This is a genomic window from Pantoea sp. PGP6, assembly GCF_053474785.1.
The window spans coordinates 1,747,320-1,769,017 of sequence record NZ_JBQBMA010000001.1 but is presented as its reverse complement, the minus strand read 5'-3'; the positions used below and the strand labels follow the sequence as shown (position 1 = coordinate 1,769,017).

General features: G+C 60.0%; 15 protein-coding genes. 3 read left to right on the top strand and 12 right to left on the bottom strand.

The window, feature by feature from the left end; all coding sequences use genetic code 11:
* The first annotated feature begins 97 nt into the window (after window positions 1–97).
* Window positions 98–4,045, top strand: a complete 3,948-nt coding sequence (putA, locus tag ACLIBF_RS08265; protein WP_069728584.1) for a trifunctional transcriptional regulator/proline dehydrogenase/L-glutamate gamma-semialdehyde dehydrogenase — start codon at window positions 98–100, stop codon at window positions 4,043–4,045.
* Window positions 4,046–4,559: 514 nt separating this feature from the next.
* On the opposite strand, the gene ACLIBF_RS08260 is transcribed toward putA, so the two are convergent.
* From ACLIBF_RS08260 to ACLIBF_RS08250, 3 genes are all read right to left on the bottom strand, one after another.
* Window positions 4,560–5,483: an IS5 family transposase gene (locus ACLIBF_RS08260; protein WP_001118645.1), complete on the bottom strand. Its 924-nt coding sequence runs from the start codon at window positions 5,481–5,483 to the stop codon at window positions 4,560–4,562.
* 2,213 nt (window positions 5,484–7,696) lie between these two features.
* Window positions 7,697–8,995 carry an NCS2 family permease gene (locus tag ACLIBF_RS08255; RefSeq protein WP_218833860.1) on the bottom strand — a complete coding sequence of 433 codons (1,299 nt, stop codon included), beginning with the start codon at window positions 8,993–8,995 and terminating at the stop codon, window positions 7,697–7,699.
* Window positions 8,996–9,193: 198 nt separating this feature from the next.
* Entirely contained in the window at window positions 9,194–9,364 is a 171-nt protein-coding gene (locus ACLIBF_RS08250; protein WP_158087053.1) for a hypothetical protein, read from the bottom strand.
* A 65-nt stretch (window positions 9,365–9,429) separates the two neighbouring features.
* Here ACLIBF_RS08250 and ACLIBF_RS08245 point away from each other — a divergent pair, with 65 nt between their 5' ends.
* On the top strand, window positions 9,430–10,173 hold the full coding sequence (locus tag ACLIBF_RS08245) for a response regulator (protein WP_031378040.1): 744 nt from the start codon (window positions 9,430–9,432) through the stop codon (window positions 10,171–10,173).
* A 24-nt stretch (window positions 10,174–10,197) separates the two neighbouring features.
* On the opposite strand, the gene ACLIBF_RS08240 is transcribed toward ACLIBF_RS08245, so the two are convergent.
* The 4 genes from ACLIBF_RS08240 to ACLIBF_RS08225 form a co-directional block, all read right to left on the bottom strand.
* Window positions 10,198–10,881, bottom strand: a complete 684-nt coding sequence (locus ACLIBF_RS08240; protein ID WP_279810468.1) for a D-lyxose/D-mannose isomerase — start codon at window positions 10,879–10,881, stop codon at window positions 10,198–10,200.
* A 42-nt stretch (window positions 10,882–10,923) separates the two neighbouring features.
* Window positions 10,924–11,862, bottom strand: coding sequence for an ABC transporter substrate-binding protein (locus tag ACLIBF_RS08235; protein ID WP_448309520.1), 939 nt, complete (start codon window positions 11,860–11,862; stop codon window positions 10,924–10,926).
* An 89-nt stretch (window positions 11,863–11,951) separates the two neighbouring features.
* The gene (locus tag ACLIBF_RS08230) at window positions 11,952–12,932 is read right to left on the bottom strand and encodes an ABC transporter permease subunit (protein ID WP_031378037.1); all 981 of its coding nucleotides are present in this window, start codon (window positions 12,930–12,932) and stop codon (window positions 11,952–11,954) included.
* Between the two features lie 10 nt (window positions 12,933–12,942).
* On the bottom strand, window positions 12,943–14,457 hold the full coding sequence (locus ACLIBF_RS08225) for a sugar ABC transporter ATP-binding protein (protein ID WP_031378036.1): 1,515 nt from the start codon (window positions 14,455–14,457) through the stop codon (window positions 12,943–12,945).
* 147 nt (window positions 14,458–14,604) lie between these two features.
* On the opposite strand from ACLIBF_RS08225, the gene ACLIBF_RS08220 reads away from it, so the two are divergent.
* Window positions 14,605–17,208 carry an ATP-binding protein gene (locus tag ACLIBF_RS08220; protein WP_046288246.1) on the top strand — a complete coding sequence of 868 codons (2,604 nt, stop codon included), beginning with the start codon at window positions 14,605–14,607 and terminating at the stop codon, window positions 17,206–17,208.
* Here ACLIBF_RS08220 and phnE (ACLIBF_RS08215) read toward each other — a convergent pair.
* The 5 genes from phnE (ACLIBF_RS08215) to phnP all read right to left on the bottom strand — a co-directional run bounded on the left by phnE (ACLIBF_RS08215) (window position 17,162) and on the right by phnP (window position 21,640).
* Complete coding sequence (phnE, locus tag ACLIBF_RS08215; protein WP_046288245.1) at window positions 17,162–18,046, bottom strand: phosphonate ABC transporter, permease protein PhnE; 885 nt, start codon at window positions 18,044–18,046, stop codon at window positions 17,162–17,164. The two genes, ACLIBF_RS08220 and phnE (ACLIBF_RS08215), sit on opposite strands and share 47 nt — an antisense overlap.
* Window positions 18,043–18,903 (bottom strand): phosphonate ABC transporter, permease protein PhnE, encoded by an 861-nt coding sequence (gene phnE / locus ACLIBF_RS08210; protein ID WP_159223966.1) that lies wholly within the window; start codon window positions 18,901–18,903, stop codon window positions 18,043–18,045. The genes phnE (ACLIBF_RS08215) and phnE (ACLIBF_RS08210) overlap by 4 nt, the downstream gene beginning before the upstream one ends.
* A gap of 103 nt (window positions 18,904–19,006) precedes the next feature.
* Window positions 19,007–19,933: a phosphonate ABC transporter substrate-binding protein gene (gene phnD, locus ACLIBF_RS08205; protein WP_031377627.1), complete on the bottom strand. Its 927-nt coding sequence runs from the start codon at window positions 19,931–19,933 to the stop codon at window positions 19,007–19,009.
* A gap of 26 nt (window positions 19,934–19,959) precedes the next feature.
* Complete coding sequence (gene phnC, locus ACLIBF_RS08200; protein ID WP_031377628.1) at window positions 19,960–20,790, bottom strand: phosphonate ABC transporter ATP-binding protein; 831 nt, start codon at window positions 20,788–20,790, stop codon at window positions 19,960–19,962.
* 79 nt (window positions 20,791–20,869) lie between these two features.
* The gene (gene phnP / locus ACLIBF_RS08195; RefSeq protein WP_279810469.1) at window positions 20,870–21,640 is read right to left on the bottom strand and encodes a phosphonate metabolism protein PhnP; all 771 of its coding nucleotides are present in this window, start codon (window positions 21,638–21,640) and stop codon (window positions 20,870–20,872) included.
* Between the last annotated feature and the right edge of the window lie 58 nt (window positions 21,641–21,698).

The following is a 21,698-nucleotide window of genomic DNA, read 5'->3' as shown; positions in this document are numbered from 1 at the left end:
TGTTAACTGGCTCACATTTAACACGGTTGCACAAAGTTGCAACTTAAGTGATAGTGCAGCCACGCCGTATCGAACCACTATAAGGAGCACTGGAGTCATGGGCACAACCACCATGGGGGTAAAACTGGATGACGCGACACGTGAGCGCATCAAACTGGCTGCGCAGCGTATCGATCGCACGCCACACTGGCTGATTAAACAGGCGATCTTTAACTACCTCGGCCAGCTTGAGTCGGGCGATTCGCTGCCTGAAATCCCGTTATCCAGCCTGGCGACAGTGGAGGCTGATGAGGCGCTGACCGACGAGACGCATCAGCCGTTCCTTGACTTCGCAGAGCAGATTTTGCCGCAGTCGGTGACCCGTTCGACCGTGACCGCCGCCTGGCGTCGCCCGGAGACCGACGCGGTGCCGATGCTGCTGGAGCAGGCACGTCTGCCTGCGGCGCTGGCGGAGAAAACCCATCAACTGGCTTACCAACTGGCCGACAAGCTGCGGCACCAAAAAGGAGCAACCGGACGCGCTGGCATGGTGCAAAGCCTGCTGCAGGAGTTCTCTTTATCCTCGCAGGAAGGCGTGGCGCTGATGTGCCTCGCCGAAGCGTTATTGCGTATCCCTGACAAGCCGACCCGCGATGCGCTGATCCGCGATAAGATCAGCAACGGCAACTGGCAGTCGCATCTCGGTCGCAGCCCGTCGCTGTTCGTTAACGCCGCCACCTGGGGCCTGCTGTTCACCGGCCGTCTGGTCTCAACCCATAACGAAGCCAATCTGTCGCGATCGCTGAACCGCATTATTGGCAAGAGCGGCGAGCCGCTGATCCGTAAAGGCGTGGATATGGCGATGCGTCTGATGGGTGAGCAGTTCGTCACCGGCGAAACCATTGCTGAAGCGCTGGCTAACGCCCGCAAGCTGGAAGAGAAAGGGTTCCGTTACTCTTACGACATGCTGGGTGAAGCGGCGCTGACCGCCAGCGATGCCAAAGCCTATCTGGTCTCCTACCAGCAGGCGATCCACGCCATTGGCAAAGCGTCCAATGGCCGCGGCATTTATGAAGGTCCGGGCATCTCGATCAAGCTGTCGGCGCTGCATCCGCGCTACAGCCGCGCTCAGTATGAGCGGGTGATGGAGGAGCTCTACCCTATTCTGAAATCGCTGACGCTACTGGCTCGCTCCTATGACATCGGCATCAACATTGATGCGGAAGAAGCTGACCGGCTGGAGCTGTCGCTCGACCTGCTGGAAAAACTCTGTTTCGAGCCGGAACTGGAAGGCTGGAACGGCATCGGCTTTGTCATCCAGGCCTACATGAAGCGCTGTCCGTTCGTGATTGACGAGCTGATTGACCTGGCGCAGCGCAGCCGCCGTCGCCTGATGATCCGTCTGGTTAAAGGTGCCTACTGGGACAGCGAAATCAAACGCGCCCAGATGGAGGGGCTGGAGGGCTATCCGGTCTATACCCGCAAGGTCTACACCGACATCTCTTATCTGGCCTGCGCCCGTAAACTGCTGGCGGTGCCGAACCTGATCTACCCGCAGTTTGCCACCCACAATGCCCATACGCTGGCGGCGATTTATCAGCTGGCTGGCAACAACTACTATCCGGGTCAGTATGAGTTCCAGTGCCTGCACGGCATGGGCGAACCGCTGTATGAGCAGGTGGTAGGCAAAGTGGCGGACGGCAAACTTAACCGTCCCTGCCGTATTTATGCGCCGGTCGGTACGCACGAAACGCTGCTGGCTTATCTGGTGCGTCGCCTGCTGGAGAACGGTGCCAACACCTCCTTCGTTAACCGTATCGCCGATACCTCACTGCCGATTGATGAGCTGGTAGCCGATCCGGTGACGGCGGTGGAGAAGCTGGGTGCCAGCGAAGGGGCGATTGGCCTGCCGCATCCGAAGATTCCTCTGCCGCGCGATTTGTATGGGGCTAACCGCGTCAACTCGGCCGGTCTGGATATGGCCAATGAACACCGTCTGGCCTCACTGTCCAGCGCCCTGCTGAGCAGTGCCGCGCAGCCGTGGCTGGCTCAGCCGATGATTGAAGGTGAGCTGGGTGAAGGTGAAAGCCGCACTATTGTTAATCCCGCTGCGCCGAACGATATTGTCGGACAGGTACGCGAAGCGACTGAGCAGGAAGTCTCTCAGGCGCTGGACGCGGCGGTCAACAGCGGCCCGATCTGGTTCGCCACTCCGCCTCAGGAGCGTGCTGCAATTCTGGAACGCGCGGCACAGATCATGGAAGGCCAGATGCAGCAGCTGATTGGCATTCTGGTGCGTGAAGCCGGTAAGACCTACAACAACGCCATCGCTGAAGTGCGCGAAGCGGTCGATTTCCTCTATTACTATGCCGGTATGGTGCGGGATGATTTCGATAACGAAACCCATCGCCCACTGGGTCCGGTGGTCTGTATCAGCCCGTGGAACTTCCCGCTGGCGATCTTTACCGGTCAGATTGCTGCGGCGCTGGCTGCGGGTAACAGCGTGCTGGCCAAACCGGCGGAGCAGACACCGCTGATTGCGGCGCAGGCGGTACAGATTCTGCTGGATGCGGGCGTGCCAGCTGGCGTGCTGCAACTGCTGCCGGGTCTGGGTGAAACGGTTGGCGCGCAGCTGACCGGCGACGATCGGGTTCGCGGCGTCATGTTCACCGGTTCAACCGCGGTTGCGACGCTGCTGCAACGTAATCTGGCCGGTCGTCTCGATCCGCAGGGTCGCCCGACGCCGCTGATTGCTGAAACCGGCGGAATGAATGCGATGATCGTCGACTCCTCCGCGCTGACTGAGCAGGTGGTGATTGATATCGTCGCGTCTGCCTTCGACAGCGCCGGTCAACGCTGTTCTGCCCTGCGTCTGCTGTGCATTCAGGAAGATGTTGCCGACCACACCCTGAAGATGTTGCGCGGTGCGATGGCGGAATGCCGGATGGGTAATCCGGAGCGCCTGTCGACCGATATTGGTCCGGTGATCGATGCTGAAGCCAAAGCCAATATTGAGCGTCACATTCAGGCGATGCGCAATAAAGGCTTCACGGTCTATCAGGCGGTGCAGGAGAATCCACACGATAGCAAAGAGTGGAGCAGCGGCACCTTCATCAAACCGACCCTGATTGAACTGGATCAGGTTAAAGATCTGGATAAAGAGGTGTTCGGCCCGGTACTGCACGTGGTGCGTTTCACCCGCAATAATCTGCCGCAGTTAATTGAACAGATTAACGCCTCGGGTTATGGCCTGACGCTGGGTGTACATACCCGCATCGACGAGACTATTGCTCAGGTGACGGCGAATGCCAGAGTCGGCAACCTCTACGTCAACCGGAATATGGTTGGCGCGGTGGTTGGCGTGCAGCCGTTTGGTGGCGAAGGATTATCCGGTACCGGCCCGAAAGCCGGCGGACCGCTCTATCTCTATCGTCTGCTGGCGCATCGTCCGGACGGCGCGCTGCGACTGACGTTTGATCGTCAGGATGCCGAGCGCCCTGCCGACAGCACCCTGCGTCAGGCGTTGCTGGCACCTCATCAGGCGCTGACGGGTTGGGCTAAAGAGAAGCCTGAACTGGCGGCGTTGTGCCAGCACTATGCCGATCTGGCGCAGGCGGGCGTGGTACGGTTACTGCCCGGTCCGACCGGCGAGCGCAACACGTTCTCGCTGTTGCCGCGTGATCAGGTGCTCTGCCTTGCCGACAACGAGCAGGATGCGTTAGTGCAACTGGCCGCCGTCACCAGCGTGGGCAGCAAGGCGCTGTGGCAGGATGATGAGTTGCATCGTCGCCTGCTGACTTCCCTGCCAGACGCGGTGAAAGCGCGTATTACCCTGGCGCGTGATCCGTTAGCGGCAGAATTTGATGCGGTGATTTATCACGGTGATGCCGATCAGCTGCGCACCCTGTGTGAGCAAATTGCCGCACGCGAAGGCGCGATTGTTTCGGTGCAGGGCTTCGCCCGCGGTGAGACCAATCTGCTGCTGGAACGGTTGCTGATTGAGCGTTCGCTGAGTGTGAATACCGCCGCAGCCGGCGGGAATGCCAGTCTGATGACAATCGGGTAAGGAGCTGCGTGTTCGCTGTGCGAACGGGGCTGAGAGGGTTTCGTTCACATGGTGGCCACGGGCTGGGGTTCGCTGCGCGAACGGGGCTGAGAGGGTTTCGTTCGCCAGCCGGTGAGGTTTGGCGGTTCGCTGCGCGAACGGGGCTGAGAGGGTTTCGTTCGCCGGCTGGCTGTGGCAGTTTCAGCTTCGCCGCTGCCGGCGACCGACAAGGGGGCGCCAGTCGCCGCGCCCCCTTGACCCCGGGCTCCGGCCTGCTTCACCGCCGCTTCGCGGTCCCTTCACCTCTTCCGGATTTCTCACGGACCGGCGGGACGCGCCATCCCTGGCACGATCCCGCCTCTTCGCGACCTCCCTGTCGCTCGTCCTGAAATCCCTCATCGGCTCAGCGGTTCTGACGGCCTCCTAACTTCTCGCTGTTATTTCTTTTTTCCTTTGTTTGGTACTTCGTCGCTGTAATGCGGCTTTGTTGAATAAATAAGATTTCTTGCGAACGACCCTGTAGCTGGCTGGATTTTCAGGCAATACGCACGCTTTCTGGCATCCCAGCCTTTGTCATCCTGTTCAACGCACGCACCATGGCCATAGCTTCCGCTACCTGACCATCGTAGTCACGCAGCGTCAGTGAATCTCCCAACAACTGCTTCATTCTGTACATTGCCGTTTCCGCTATCGAGCGACGGTTATATTCCGTTGTCCATTTCCACCGTGCATTGCTTCCGCTCAGCCGCTGATTAGCAACGGCACGGTTGCGGTCTGCGTACTCACCGGGCCAGTAACCTGCTCCTTTTCGGGGAGGAATAAGCGCGCTGATTTTTTTGCGGCGCAGTTCATCGTGACAGAGCCGGGTATCGTAAGCCCCGTCTGCCGCGGCTGCCCTGATTTTTCTGTGAGTCTGCCGGATAAGGCCCGGGAAGGCTTCTGAGTCCGTGACGTTATTCAGCGACAGGTCTGCACAGACAACTTCATGTGTGTTGCTGTCAACAGCAAGATGCAACTTTCGCCAGATACGACGGCGCTCTTTGCCGTGCTTTCTGACTTTCCATTCGCCTTCACCAAAGACCTTCAGCCCGGTGGAATCAATCACCAGGTGTGCGATTTCACCCCGGGTGGACGTTTTGAAACTGACATTAACCGACTTTGCCCGCTTACTGACACTGGTGTAATCCGGGCAGCGCAACGGAACGTTCATCAGGGCAAAAATGGAATCAATAAAACCCTGCGCAGCCCGCAGGGTCAGCCGGAATACGCGTTTAATCACCAGAACGGTGGTGATGGCGAGATCAGAATAGCGCTGGGGCCTTCCTCGTGATGAAGGCGTTGCCGACTCATACCAGGCCTGAATCGCCTCATCATCCAGCCAGAAAGTGAGGGAGCCACGGTTGATGAGAGCTTTGTTGTAGGTGGACCAGTTGGTGATTCTGAACTTTTGCTTTGCCACGGAATGGTCTGTGTTGTCGGGAGGATGCGTGATCTGATCCTTCAACTCAGCAAAAGTTCGATTTATTCAACAAAGCCTGTCACCCCACAGCCATATGAAACCATGTTTTATGCCAGACCAGCCAGACGTCACTTCTACACAGCCCGTGCCCGCCGCCAGGCGTAATCCACCAGCCACCAGGCAAAACCAGTCCATATACAAAAAAGAGAGATTACAGACGAGAGTTTCACCAGAGGCGTCCGCTGCGCGAATGGGCTGTGAGAAGGCGCTCGCTAGCCGATGAGGTTTTGAGGCTCGCTGCGCGAACGGGGCTGAGAAGGTTTCGTTCGCCGGCCGGTGAGGTTTGGGGGTTCGCTGCGCGAACGGGCTATGAGAGGTTTTCGTTCGCCTGGTAAGCCGGGCAGTTTCAGATCGCCCGAGCAGGCGACCGACAAGAGGGCGCCAGTCGCCGCGCCCCCTTGACCCCGGGCTCCGGCCTGCTTCACCGCCGTTTCGCGGTCCCTTCGCCTCTTCCGGATTTCTACCGGACCGTCGGGACGCGCCATCCCTGGCACGATCCCGCCTCTTCGCGACCTCCCTGTCGCTCGTCCTGAAATCCCTCATCGGCTCAGCGCTTCAGATGGCCTCCCAACCCCTCGCTGTTATTTCTTTTTTTATGACGGGTACTTTATCGCTGTCGGTTTTTGGGATTGCCTCTGGCTTTCGGCTCAGCAGACAAAATGTTATTTAACCCACCCGCTGTTATCTCTTTTTTTATGTTAGGTATTTTATCGCTGTGGGTTTTTGGGATTGTCTTTTCTATCGGGTCGGCAGACAGCGCGGCTTTGTAAATCGCAGCGGTTGTTTCGTCTTTTTCAAGTTGGGTTCGTCATCCCGGTAATTATTGAGGTTTGTCTTTGCAACGGGCCATCAGACAGCACGGCAACAGCGAAATGAAAAGATAATTACAGACGAGGATTTTACCAGAGGCGTCCGCAGCGCTGAGGAATGAACGGAGGCCAGGAGAGCCGACAGGAGGTCGGCGAAAGGACGGATCGCGCCACGGATGGCGCGTCCGGCCGGTCCGTCGGCCGCAGGGAATGACGAAGGGACCGCGCACAGCGTGGCGCGCAGGCCGCCGGGATTGTTAAGGGGCGGGCGTCCGCCCCTTAACAATCCCGCCTGCTCAGGCAACCTGAAACTCCCCATCGCCCGGCGGGCGAAACCCGCTCAGTGTCAGCCTGCTGCAAAGCGAAACCTTATCAATTTCTCCCCGCGTTCAGCGGCCTGAACCCAGCCAGTAAAGGCTAAAAACTCACCGGCAGGGTTTCACCAGAGGCGTCCGCAGCGCTGAGGAATGAGCGGAGGCCAGGAGAGCCGACAGGAGGTCGGTGAAAGGACGGATCGCGCCACGGATGGCGCGTCCGGCCGGTCCGTCGGCCGCAGGGAATGACGAAGGGACCGCGCACAGCGTGGCGCGCAGGCCGCCGGACGCCGGGATTGTTAAGGGGCGGGCGTCCGCCCCTTGACGCGTCCGCCTGCTCAGGCAACCTGAAACTCCCCACCGCCCGGCGGGCGAAACCTGCTCAATGTTAGCCCATAGACATGTGAAACCCTGCTTTATGCCAGACCAGCCTGACGTCACTCTGCACAGCGCGCCCCCTGCTACAAAGCGCACCGCCGCCAGGCGTAATCCACCAGCCACCAGCCACCAGACGACACTAAGCCCTGTAACAAGAAAAAGAGATTACAGACGAGGGTTTCACCAGAGGCGTCCGCAGCGCTGAGAAGTGAACGGAGGCCAGGAGAGCCGACAGGAAGTCGGCGAAAGGACGGATCGCGCCACGGAAGGCGCGTCCGGCCGGTCCGTCGGCCGCAGGGAGTGACGAAGGCACCGCGCGCAGCGGGGCGCGCAGGCCGCCGGACGCCGGGATTGTTAAGGGGCGGGCGGCCGCCCCTTGACGCGACCGCCAGCTCAGGCAACCTGAAACTCCTCACCGCCCGGCGGGCGAAACCTTACTCTATGCCAGCCCGCAGCAGGCGTAACCTGCTCGATTTCAGGTCTAAGCGAGGCGTAACCTCACTCACCGCCAGCCCGCAGCAGGCGTAACCTGCTCGATTTCAGATCTAAGCGAGGCGTAACCTCACTCACCGTCAGCCCGCAGCAAGGCGTAACCTGCTGAATGTCAGCCCGCTGCACAGCGTTAAACCACTGCCAGCCGGCTCCTGCGCATTCAGGCGCTCAGCCACCCCAACTTAATCACAAACAGAATCGACAGGATCACCAGCGCCGCGTTGACCTCTTTGGTGCGGCCACTCAGCAGCTTCACCAGCGTCCAGGTAATAAAACCAAACGCGATACCGTTGGCGATCGAATAGGTCAGAGGCATCGCCAGCGCCGTGACGGTTACCGGTGCGGCAGTGGTGATATCTTTCCAGTCAATCTCCGCCAGACCCGAGGCCATCAGCACGGCGACAAACAATAAGGCAGGCGCAGTTGCATAGACCGGTACGCTGGAGGCCAGCGGTGAGAAGAACAACGCCAGCAGGAACAGGACAGCGACCACAATTGCCGTCAGACCGGTACGGCCGCCCGCACTGACGCCAGCCGCAGATTCCACATAGCTGGTGGTGGTCGAAGTACCCAGCAGCGAACCAAACAGGGCGGCCGCACTGTCAGCGATCAGCGCCCGGCCCATCTTCGGCACGTTACCCTGCTCATCCGCCAGACCGGCACGTTTGGTCACGCCCAGCAGCGTCCCGGTATTGTCGAACACATCAACAAACAGGAAGGCGAAAATCACGCTTACCAGCCCGACGTTAAAGGCACCGGCAATGTCCAGTTGCATAAAGGTCGGCGCGATCGACGGCGGTGCAGAGAACACGCCGGCAAAAGGTGACAGGCCGATACCCATCGAAATAAAGGTCACCAGTAAGATACCGATCAGCACTGCGCCGGTTACACGACGCGCTTCCAGCACCACAATCACGATAAACCCCAGCATGGCCAGCAGCGGCCCAGGCTTAGTCAGATCGCCAATCCCCACCAGCGTAGCGGGGTTATCGACCACAATGCCCGCCCCTTCCAGCGCAATCAGCGCCAGGAACAGCCCGATACCGGCACCAATACCGGCGCGCAGCGGCAGCGGAATGCTGGCAATGATCCATTCGCGGATTTTAAAAATCGACAGCGCAAAGAAGATTACCGCCGACAGGAATACCGCACCCAGCGCCACCTGCCAGGTGTAGCCCATGTGCAGCACCACGGTGTAGGTAAAGAAGGCGTTCAATCCCATGCCCGGTGCCAGTGCAATCGGGTAGTTAGCGATCAGCCCCATCAGAACGCAGCCAATCGCCGCCGCCAGACAGGTGGCCACAAATACCGCGCCTTTATCCATGCCGGTGGCACCCAGAATGCTCGGGTTCACAAACAGAATGTAAGCCATCGCCAGGAAGGTGGTGATGCCAGCGATAATCTCGGTGCGAACCGTAGTGTTGTGTGCTTTGAGTTTGAATAATTTTTCTAACATCATCATCTCTCGATACAGGAGACGTCACGAATGTGCGTTCTCACTTGCCAAAGGGGTTTGCATGCTGATTATTCTGTTTCCGGTACAGCGAAACGGGCTGCTGCATACTCGCTAGCCTGAATTCGGTGAAAAAACGTTTATTGACCCACAGCCCAAAGCAATTGCCATGCCATAAGCCGACGCAATCGATTACCTGGCGCGCTACAGAAGGGCTAAGACAATTCCGAACCAAAACAAGGCGCGATTATGGTGCAATGCACTGATTGTGCGCAATCGTTTTCCTGCGGCGACATTGACCGCCTGAAAAACTCTGCGCCAGCGCACGATTCCGCACTCTGCCAGGCGAAGCTGGTCACGTTTCAGCAGGCTCATACAGCAACCGTTGTTAGCCTGTGTACACTCCAGAATTAACTCTTTCGTAACATTGGGGCCGCGCAATGAAGCCAGCGATTTTGGTGGTGGATGATGATCTTGCCGTCTGCGACGTGTTGCAGGACGCGCTAAGTGAACATGTGTTCAATGTCTACAGCTGTCATCAGGGCAAAGAGGCCCTGACGATGCTCCATCAGCACCCGGAGATTGGGCTGGTGATGCTGGATATGATGCTGCCGGATACCAATGGCCTGCTGGTGTTACAGCAGTTACAGCGCCAGCGGCCCGATGTGCTGGTGATTATGCTGACCGGAATGGGATCGGAAGCGGAAATGGTGGTCGGGCTGGAGATGGGCGCGGATGATTATATTGCCAAACCGTTTAATCCACGGGTGGTAGTGGCACGCGCGCGGGCGGCCCTGCGCCGGGGAGGACGCCTGCTGCCGGCCGAACAGGAACAGGAAGGCTGGCGCTTTAACGGCTGGCAACTCGACGAGAGCCGCTGCCAGTTATTTAATCCGCAACGTGAACTGGTGCCGCTGACGCAGGGCGAATATAGCCTGTTGCGTGCGCTGGTGCGTCATGCCCGCAAGGTGCTGACCCGCGATCAGCTGCTGGAGCTGACCCACAGCGAAACGCTCGACGTATTTGATCGCACCATCGACGTACTGATCATGCGGCTGCGGCGTAAGATCGAAACCAATCCACATCAGCCTAACCTGATCCGCACCATTCGCGGCCTCGGCTATGTCTTTTCCGCTGATGTGGTCAAACCCGATACGCTGGCGCGCACCAGCCAGATTGCCTGACTGACCGCGCCGCGCCTGCCCTGCTCACGGTAGCCAGTGCGCATAATCGTTGCACAGCAGCCAGCGCGGCGCCTCATCCTCCAGCAGTGGATTGAAACGTGCCAGCGGCGTCAGAAACACGTTGTCATTTTCGTCATCATTCGGCATCGACACCTCACCCACCAGCACGTCCCCGAAGCCGTTCTCGCCCCAGAAACTGTGCCAGATGCCCGCTTCCAGCGTCACGCTTTCACCCGGTGACAGCCGCAGTTGCGAGCCGGCAGCGTGCGACTGACGCATGCCGTCGAGCGTCACCGCGACCGCCGAATGTGCCAGTCCGTCGCCGTCGCGGTTATGTATTTCGATAATCAGATTGCCGCCGCCGCGATTGATAATGTCTTCCATTTTCTGCGGATGATAGTGCATCGGCGTCCGCTGGCCCTCACGCACGTGCATCACCTTTTCGGCATAGGGTTTGTGCCACGGATGCCCACCCGGTGAACCGTTACGCAGAGTGAACAGCGTCAGACCGGTGTGCAGAAAGTCAGCCGCGCCAAAGCTGGTCAGATCCCAGCCCAGCCGCAGCGCCAGAATCTCCTGCGCCTGCTGACGATCCTGAGCGCGCCACTGGCTGAGGCTGAAATCGGCCCACGGCGGCAGATGCACATCCTGACGCATCAGAAACTCGCGGGTCAGTTGCAGATAGTGATTCACCTGTGATCGCTGCATTGTGGCCTCCTGTGGGCGGCACCCGACGGTGCCGCCGGTGGCTTATTTCACCGTCCAGCCCTGATAGCTGCCGATGTTGTTACGATCGATCAGCTTCACCGGAATCAGCACCGGCTTATCGGGTGCCGGTTTGCCCTGCAGAATGTCATAGCCGATCTCCACCGCTTTGGCCGCCATCACCTGCGGGTCCTGCGCCGGTGTAGCGACGAACAGCGAGTTCTTACGTTTCAGCGCCTCTTCACCGTCCGGCGATCCATCGACGCCGACAATAAAGAATTCGTTACGTTGCGCCTGTTTGGCCGCCAGATCGGCACCAATCGCCGTCGGATCGTTGATGGCGAATACCGCATCGATCTTCGGATTCGCCGACAGCAGACCGGTCATCACTTCCAGCCCGCCTTCGCGGCTGCCTTTGGCGTTCTGGTTGTAAGAGAGCAGCTTGATATCCGGATGGCGCTTCAGCTCGGTCATACAGCCCTCAACGCGGTTCTGTACCGCCGAAACCGGCGGCCCGTTGATGATCACCACGTTGCCTTTGGCTTTCAGACGGTCAGAAATATATTTACACGCCATCACCCCGGCCTGGGTGTTATCGGAGGTGATGGTGGCGTTGGCACCATCGGCCGCCACGTCAACCGCCACCACCACGATACCAGCGTCCCGCGCCCGTTTCACCGCCGGGGCGATGCCTTTGGAGTCGGCAGCGTTGAGGATGATCATATCGACTTTCGCCGCGATAAAGTTATCGATCTGGCCGACCTGCTGACCGAGATCGTAACCGCTGGAGACCAGCGTCACGTTGACCTTATCCCCCGCCAGTTCCCGCGCTTTCATCTCCGCACCTTTGGTGATCTGCACGAAAAACGGGTTAGCCAGATCGCCGACCGTCACGCCGATAGATTTGAGTTCTTTTGCCTGAGCTATGCCGGTACTGAACAGCGTCGCCGCCAGCAGTCCGGTTACAATCGGATTAAAACGCATAGACCTTCTCCTGCGGTTATCAAAGTGCCAACGACTAAATGGCGTTTTTATGGCGGCGGACGCGCGGCTGCGCATCCCCCTTTCCAGCCTTAACTCACGTGATGGCGGGTGCGATATTTGTCGATCAGCACCGCAATAATGATCACCGCGCCCTTGATCACCAGCTGCCAGAAATAGGAGACGCCCATCAGCGTCATGCCGTTATTCAGGGTGGCGATAATCAGCGCGCCAATCAGCGTACCGGTAATGGTGCCGATGCCGCCGACGAAACTGGTGCCGCCGAGGATCACCGCAGCGATTGCATCCAGCTCATAGCCGACGCCGAGGTTACCGTTGGCGCTGTAGAGCCGTGAGGCGCTCATCAGTCCGCCCAGCCCCGACAGCAGGCCGCTCATGCCGTAGACAAAAATCAGCACCATGCCGACCTTGATGCCGGTCAGGCGGGCAGCCTGCATGTTGCCGCCCACCGCGTAGATATGTACCCCAAGCGTGGTGCGGCGCAGGATAAACCAGCAGATAGCGATGACAGCGAATGCGATCACAATCAGCCACGGCACCGGGCCGAGATAGCCGTTGCCGATCCATTCAAAATTGATATCGGAGTTGATTACCGTGGTGCCGTCCGCCAGCAGATAGGCCGCTCCGCGCAGCGCGGTATAGGTGCCAAGCGTGACGATAAACGGCGGCAGCCCTGCCCACGCCACCAGCACACCGTTGAACAGCCCCATCACCAGTCCGGCTCCCAGCGCCATCGGAATGGTCATTGAGGCCAGCATTGGATCGAGCGACGCCACCAGCGCCACCACTGCGGTAGTGCCCAGCATTGATCCGACCGACAAATCGATGCCGCCGGTCAGGATGACAAAGGTCATGCCCGCCGCCAGCACGATATTGATTGAGGCCTGGCGGGTAATGTTCAGCAGGTTCGCTTCGGTAAAGAAGTTCGGCGTAACAAAGCCAAACACCGCCACGATCAGGATCAGAATCGGCAGGATACCGACGGTTTGCAGCAGATCGCCCATCAGCGCGCGTTTCAGCGTCGGGGCTTTGGTCCGGGCCAGTTGTGTCATGATGGTATCCTTATACCTCGAGCGGTGACGCGCTGTGCGCACCGGTTGCCAGCGTCATAATATTTTCCTGACTGATGTTGCTGCCTTCCAGCTCACCCACGATGGTGCCTTCGTGCATCACGTAAACGCGGTCGCTCATCCCGACCACCTCCGGCAGTTCGCTGGAGATCATTAAAATCGCCACACCCTGCCGCGCCATCTGCTGCATCATGCGATAAATTTCGCTCTTCGCACCGACATCGACGCCACGCGTCGGCTCGTCGAGGATCAGAATGCGCGGGCCAATCGCCACCCAGCGCGATATCAGCAGCTTCTGCTGATTACCGCCGGAGAGTCCGCCAGCCCGAACCTGGGCATGCGGCACCCGGATATTGAGTGAAGCGATCGCCTCATTGGCAATCGACTGTCCTTTGCGACGGTCTAGCATGCCGTAGCTGGCATCACGTTCCAGCGTGGCCATCACGATGTTTTCCTGCGCCGCCATCTCCAGAAACAGCCCCTGCTCTTTGCGGTTCTCGGTCAGAAAACCGATCCCGCGCGCAATCGCCTCACGGGGTGAGCGAATCGTGACCTTCTCGCCGTCGATCCAGATCTCGCCGTCTTTCGGTGGGTGTACGCCAAATATCAGCTGCGCCAGTTCGCTGCGCCCCGCACCCACCAGCCCGGCCAGCGCCACGATTTCACCGGCCCGCACCGCCAGACTGCTGGGATGAATTTTGCCGCCGTCGGTGAGGTGATTCACCGCCAGCCGGATATCGCCGAGCGGAATAGTACGGTCCTTATTGAACAGATCGCTGAGCGGCCGCCCGACCATCATCCGCACCAGTTCGCTGGCGTTGAGCTGTTCGCGGGTCAGACTGCCGACATACTGGCCGTCGCGCAGCACGCTGACCCGGTCGGACAGCTCATAGACTTCGGCCATTCGATGACTGATGTAGATGATCGCCATCCCTTCGCTGCGCAGCCGTTTAATCAGCGCAAACAGCTGTTCGGTCTCACGGTTGGATAGCGCCGCGGTTGGCTCATCCATCACCAGAATGCGGCTGTTACGTTGCAGCGCACGGGCAATTTCTACCTGTTGCTGCTCGGCAATGCTCAGCCGGCTGACCAAATCCCAGGCGCTGAACTGCGCGCCCAGCCGGTCGATAACCCGCTGCGCCTGCTCCGCCATCTGCCGCCGCTTCACCAGCCCACCGGGCGCAATTTCGCTGCCGAGGAAGATGTTCTCCGCCACCGTCAGATTGGGCGCCAGATTGATCTCCTGATAGATCAGGGTAATCCCGGCGGCCAGCGCCTCTTTGGGCCCCTTCAGCGCATAGGGTTTACCTTCGATTAAAATTTCCCCGCTGCTGGCGGTATAAGCACCGGCCAGAATCTTCATCAGCGTACTTTTACCGGCGCCGTTCTCGCCCATCAGGGCGTGAACTTCGCCGGGATAGACGGTGAGATCAACCCCTTTCAGGGCATAAAAACTGCCGAAGCGCCGGGTGATCTCCCGCATTTCCAGTATCGGTGTGGCTGTCATCGGCCGGCTCCTGCTGATTATGAAGAGCCGCCAGTTAAGCAACGCCAGATAAACGGAAAATGTCAGGGCCCGTTCATATTTGTCATATTCGTCCGCCTGTGCGCTCCTATACTCGGCCCATCGTTGCAGTGATGATGAGGTCGTGGGATGCAGCGCAGTTATCCGTGGCAGGCCGGGGCGCGCGGCCGCCTGTTACTGTTCAATCTGCTGGTGGTGCTGGTCACGCTGATGGTGAGCGTGGTGGCGATCTTTGGCTTTCGTCATGCTGGCGCGATTCAGGAACAGGCCCAGGCGCAGACGCTGGCCGACATGAACGGCAGTCTGGCGCTGGCGCGCGATACCGCCAACGTGGCCACGGCGGCGGTGCGGCTGTCGCAGGTGGTCGGGGCGCTGGAGTACCAGAGCGAATCACAACGCCTGAAACAGAATCAGCAGGCGCTGCAGCATTCACTGACGCTGCTGGCCAGTGCGCCGCTGGCAGCGCGCCAGCCGGAACGCATCGCCCGCATTCGCGCCCGCAGCCTGATGCTGGAACAGACCATCAACCAGTTACTGCTGACCGGCCATCAGCGCCACCTGCAACGTAACACCATGCTGAGCGACCTGTGGCAGGCGCAGCTGTTGCTCAGCCATATCGACCAGCTGGTTCGACGTGAACAGCAGACTCAGCCAGACGCCGCGCTGCGCCAGCAGACCGAGCGGCTGATCGGGATCGCCATTCGTACTCCCTCGCCCGTCGCGGTGATCGATCAGTTACAGCAGGTGATGATGCAGTGGCGCGCGGTGCCGTTGCAGGGCGTCACCGGCGAGAAAGTGCAGCGCCTGCTGGCGACTCAGCAGCGCCTGCTGCCGCTGGCCGATGCGCTGGAACAGAGCGATCTGGCGATTGCCTACGCCACCTATCGCATCAAAGCGCTGGTGGCGATGCTCAATGAGGACATCAGTGCCTCGGTGCAGCAGGTGGCGTTGCAGAGTGAGGCGCGGACCCTCGCCACCCACCGCGAGCTGGATTCGATAATCGGCTTTATTACGCTGTTTGCGCTGCTGGCGCTGGCGATCACCGGTTACGCCGGCATCTATATCTACCGCAATCTCGGTTCCAGCCTGACGGCGATTGCCGGGGCGATGACCCGGCTGGCGCAGGGTGAACAAAACGTCAGCGTGCCGGGGCTGCAACGGCGGGATGAGCTGGGCGAGCTGGCGCGCGCCTTCAACGTCTTCGCCCGCAATACCGCCTCGCTGGCCCACACTTCACGCCTGCTGAAAGAGAAGAGCAACCAGCTGGAATCCACTTTTCTGGCGATGCGCGACGGGTTTGCGCTGTTTGATAACGACGGTCAGCTGGTGGTGTGGAATGCGCAGTATGCCGAGCTGCTGGGCATTCCGCCGCGTGAACTGCACCGGGGCGTGCCGTGGCAGCAGCTGCTACAACCGCTGGCGGTTGATCTGCATGGACCCGGTGAACCGCAGGAGATCCGGCTGGCCGATGGGCGGACGCTGGAACTGCGCTTCAGCCCGATCCCCCGGCGCGGCATGGTCAATACGGTGCTGGAACGCACCACCCGCAAAGCGCTGGAAGAGGCGTTGCTGCACAGCCAGAAGATGAAAGCGGTCGGTCAGCTGACCGGCGGCCTGGCGCACGACTTTAATAATCTGCTGGCGGTGATCATCGGTAGCCTGGCGCTGACCGAAGGCCAGCTGACGCCTGGCCCACTCGCCAGCCGGATTGAGCGGGCGCGCCAGGCAGCCGATCGCGCTGCCCAGCTGACCCAGCGTTTGCTGGCCTTCTCACGTAAACAGGCGCTGTTTCCACGCGCGGTCTCGGTGGTGACGTTGGTGGATAATCTGCAGGGGCTGTTGCAGCACTCGCTGCTGCCCGGTCAGCAACTGGTTATTGATGCGCAGCGTCCCGGCTGGCCCGCCTGGATCGATGCCAGCCAGCTGGAAAACGCGCTGATGAATCTGGTGGTCAACGCCCGGGATGCGATGCAGCAGCAGAGCGGAGAAATCCGCATCCGCATCTGGAACCAGCGGCGACTGGAGCAGGAGGAGAAACGTGACCGTGTCACAATTGAGGTGATTGACCACGGTTGCGGCATGTCGGCCGCGGTGCGCGAGCAGGTATTTGAGCCGTTCTTCACCACCAAAGCCACCGGCAGTGGCAGCGGGCTGGGGCTGTCGATGGTGTATGGCTTTGTCCGCCAGTCCGGCGGTCAGATTGAACTGGAGACGGCACCGGGACAGGGAACCACGGTGCGGCTGCTGTTGCCGCGCGCGCCAGAGATGCCGGCCACCGCCCCGCTCCCGCCGGTCCAGCCGACGCCACCCGACGCGGCCAACGATCGGCTGGTGCTGGTGCTGGATGATGAACCGGCGGTGCGCCAGACGCTGTGTGAGCATCTGCACCAGCTAGGCTACCTGACGCTGGAGTGCGGCGACGGTGAACAGGCGCTGGCGCTGCTGCGTCAGACGCCCGATATCGATCTGCTGATCAGCGATCTGATGCTGCCGGGCGAGATCAACGGCGCTGAGGTGATCCGCCAGGCGCAGCAGAACTGGCCGCAGCTGGCGACCCTGTTGATCAGTGGTCAGGACCTGCGCCACCAGCCGGTCACCTTACCGCTGTGCGAACGGCTGGCGAAGCCCTGGCAGCAGGCGCAGCTGGTGCAGGCGCTGCAGCGCGCCTGGCAACGCAGCGAACGGCTTAATCGCGCCCAGCAGGCTGCCACAGCGGCACCGGTGTCCCGCTGATATAGCGCTTGCGCAGACGACTGGAGAGCGCATCCATCGCCATCACCACCACCACCAGGATCAGCGTCAGGAACATCACCACGTCCCAGTTCCACAGCCGCATATTCTCGGCATACACCAGGCCGACGCCACCGGCGCCGACGAAGCCCAGCACCGCCGCTGAGCGGGTATTGGACTCAATCTGATAGAGGCTGAGCGCCAGAAACTGCGGGAACGACTGGGTAAAAATGCCGAAACGGTGCTTCTGCAGACTGTTGGCACCGACGGCACCCAGGCCGCGGCTCGGCGAGCGCTCAACCGATTCGTGCCCTTCGGCATACAGTTTGCCCAGCAGCCCGACATCCTGCAGGATAATCGCCAGTACCCCGGCCAGTGGCCCCATGCCGACCGCCCGGACAAAAATCAATCCCCAGATCGCCATGTCGATGCCGCGCAGCAGGTCAAACAGCCGGCGCATCACAAAGGCAACCGGTCGGGTCGCCCGGCTGTGCATCACGTTGCGCGCCGCCAGAAATGACAGCGGCAGCGCCAGCAGCGTGGCGGTCAGGGTGCCGGCAAACACGATGCCCAGCGTAATCCCGACCTGCGAGAAGTAGTAGCCAAACGGCCAGTTGGCAAAATCCTGCCAGACAAACATCCGCAGAAAGTAGCGCCCCAGTTGCTGACAGCCGTTCAGCAGGCGCGACCACTCAATGCCATAAAACGAGAAGAAGAACAGATAGTAGAGCAGCAGCGCCAGCGCCAGCAGGCCAAGGCGGCGCAGATAGCGCGGTTGCGCGGCAAACAGCGCGCGGTGCTGCGCTCTGAGATGCGTGATATCCGGTACGACGCTGATCATGTGGTTTCTCCTACGACGCGACGGCGCAACTGGCCGGAGAGCGTATCCAGCAGCGACACCACAATCAGGATCAGCAGCAAGGTCATGCTCACCTGGTCGTAGCGATCGAGTTTGATATTGGTCATCAGCTCCTGGCCGATGCCGCCCGCGCCCACCAGCCCGAGGATGGTTGAGGAGCGGAAGTTGATCTCCAGCCGCATAAAGCTGTAGGAGAGAAAGATCGGTTTTACCTGCGGCCAGAAGGCGAAGCGCATCCGCTGCAGGGTGGTGGCACCACAGGCCGCCAGGCCGCGCACCGGCTTGTCAGACGCCGATTCAATCGCCTCGTAAAACAGTTTGGTCAGGCTACCTATCGTGTGCAGCGCCAGCGCCAGGAAGCCGGGGATTGCGCCGATGCCAAACGCCATCACGAACATCACCGCCCACGCCAGCTCCGGCATGGTGCGCAGAAAGGCGACAAAGGCGCGGATAGCCAGTCGCAGGCTGGCGGGCGTACGGGTATTGTCAGCGGCAAAAAAGGCCAGCATTGCCGCCAGCGCCACTGCCAGCAGAGTGGAGGCCAGCGCCAGCTGCAGCGTTTCCCAGATCAGCGGCAGCTGGATCGGCAGACGGTAGCCCCAGTAAGCCAGCGACCCTTCGGTTTTGCCATCCGCGAACAGCAGCGGCAGATGCAGCACCGGCATAATTTCATGCAGATAGTCGAAGAAGTGTGGCAGCGACTGCCAGACGGTCAGCAGATTGAACTCCGCCACGTTGCCCGCCGCCAGATAGAGGGCGACCAGCAGCAGTGACCAGAGCAGCGTGTCGCGCTTCTGCTGGTGTCGGATGCGTTGGTAGTAACGTTCGAATTCGGTCAAGAGGGGGATCTCCGGAGCTGAAGCAGCGGGACGCCGGCCGGTTTGCCGCGTCCCCCTTCCCCGGATAGTCAGGGAAGGAGGTAATGAGATTGCCGCCGCCGCGTTAGCCGCGGCTGCCTTTCATCAGGTCGCGCTTCATATCAATGATGTTCTGATAATCTGCCACGGTGGCATTACCGATATGCTGCTCACCGCCAACCGCTTTGACGAAACAGGCGTGATCTTCTTTATCCAGCTTCTTAATCGCCGCCACCACTTTGGCTTTAAAATCCGCCGGCAGTTTGTTGCTGACCAGCACCGGACCGTTGGGGATCAGCGGCGACTGCCAGATAATGCGGATCTGCTTCATCAGATCCGGATGGTCCATACGGATCAGACGGCCAAATGCGCCGGAGGTATAGCCGCTATTGTAATCGCCGACCAGTGAGGTCCAGGTCACTGCGCCGTCGAACTGGTTGTTCAGCACGCCGAGAATGTCCTGCTCATGGCCGCCGGAGAAGGTCACGCTGGAGAAGGTATTGTTGTATTTATCGTCTACCGTGCCGCCAAACTGTTTCTTAAAGGTCTGGTTGGGCATCAGGAAACCGGAGGTCGAATCGGGATCGGCCATGCCAAACGATTTGCCTTTCAGGTCTTCCAGTTTTTTATACGGGCTGTCAGCTTTAACGATCACCACCGAGTGATAGCCGCGTGACTGATCTTTGTCATCCACCACAATGCCGACCACATCGACCGCTTTCGGGTCCTGCAGGTAAACCGAGGCAAACGAGGCCGGTGACATGCTCAGCACCATATCAATTTTGCCGCCCAGCAATCCCTGGATCACCCCGGAGTAGTCAGAGGCGTTACGCATCTGCGTATCCACGCCCAGCTCTTTATCAAAGAAAGTCTTCACACACTGGTTATCACCAATCTGCTGGGTGGCGTTTTGTCCGCCCAGAATGCCGAGGTTGAGTTGTTTCGGCGCATCCGCTGCGTTAACACCAAAAGCCATTACACCCGTCAGTAGCGCTAAAGAAGTCAGTTTCATTCGAGGTTGTTCTCTTGCCGTGGAAGTTAGTGGATCTGATTAAGTTCATCGCCGTACAACTGATGCAGCAGGCTGTCGGTAAGCTGCGATGGATGGCCATCGAACAGCACCACCCCGCGCTGAATACCAATCACCCGGGTGCAGTAACTTTTTACCAGTTCGATTGAGTGCAGGTTCACCATCACGCTGATGCCCTGCTCACTCACCTGACGCAGCACATCCATGATGCGTTTGGTGTTTTTCGGGTCGAGTGACGCCACCGGCTCATCGGCCAGCAGGATTTTGGGGTTCTGCATCAGCGCCCGGCAGATCGCCACGCGCTGCATCTGACCGCCCGACAGGTTTTCCGCCCGTTGCAGCGCCTGCGGCAGCATGTTCATCCACTGCAGCAGTTCAATCGCGTGGGCGCGGTCATGGTCAGAAAAAATTTTAAAGAAGGATTTCAGCGTACTGGTCTGGCTCAGTCGGCCCAGCAGCACGTTGGTCAGCACATCGAGACGCGGCACCAGACAGAAATCCTGAAAGATCATGCCGCACTGGCTGCGCCATTCCCGCAGCTGGCGGCTGCTGAGTGCGACCACGTTGCGGTCCGCTTCGCCCTGATGCAGGCTGATAATCGCGCCGGAGCTGGCGGCAATGGTGCCGTTGAGCATGTGCAGCAGGGTCGATTTTCCTGCGCCGGAACGGCCAATCACCGCCACCAGTTCCCCGGCGTGCAGATCGAAGCTGACCTTATCCAGCACCTTGCTGTCGCCGTACGCTTTGCTCAGACTCTGCACCGACAACACTTTTTGTCCGCCGAGACTGGCCGGTGGCAGGTCGTTATCGACCACCGTTTTCAGAAGTGCCTGTGCCATATTGTTCTCCGTCATCACTGATTACGTTCTGCCGGTTATTAAGGCGTGGCGGCATGAAGGCGGCATGACAGTCAGATGATCAAACTGTGACAGGCCAGCCGGAGCCCGATGACAGGATCAGACCATCGCGCGCAGGCTGAACCGCCTCTGGCAGCGGGTGATCGGCTAACCAGTTGTCCATCTCGTGACTGAGGTGGGTTAACCAGGCCTGACGTGGCTGAAGCCGGTCGATGATCGCCAGCGCCAGGTTGAGATCGTTGTGATTGCGCGGCGCGGTCTGCGGCGGATCGTTACAGTCGATCACCAGCCGATCGAGCGGCTGACCGCGCAGAAAATCTTCGGTATCAGGCGGCAGGCCACAGGTATCGCACAGCCAGGCCAGCCGGCTGCCCTGCCAGTCGAACAGGTAGCCATGGGTCAGCCGTGAATGCTGCAACGGCAGCGGCGTGACCTGCAGTTCACCAAACGACTGGGCAACAAACGGGGTTAATGAGGGCCGGAAATCGAGCAGGCCGGGATGCTTAAACAGGTCATCGCTGCCGCGCGTGTCGGGCGGCCCCCACACCGGAATAGAGGCACCCTTGCCCCAGCGCAGCGCAAACAGCCCCTGCACGTGATCCATATGGTAGTGCGTCAGCAGAATGCGGGTCAGCTCACCGGGCCGGAAACGCGTGGCCAGCAGCGGCAGGCCGGCGTCGAGCAGGATGCGCTCGTTGCCCGCCTCAATCAGCGCACTGCACGGTGCACGATGATAACGCCGGTCCTGCTGCGCTCGCTGACAGGCGCGGCAGTCGCAGCCAAACAGTGGCGCGGCGGTGACCCCGCCAGTCCCCAGAAAAGTGAGCTTCATTGATACGCCTCCGGTCGCTGAAGTCGATGCCGGACTGTCTCCGCGCTGCCAGCAAAGG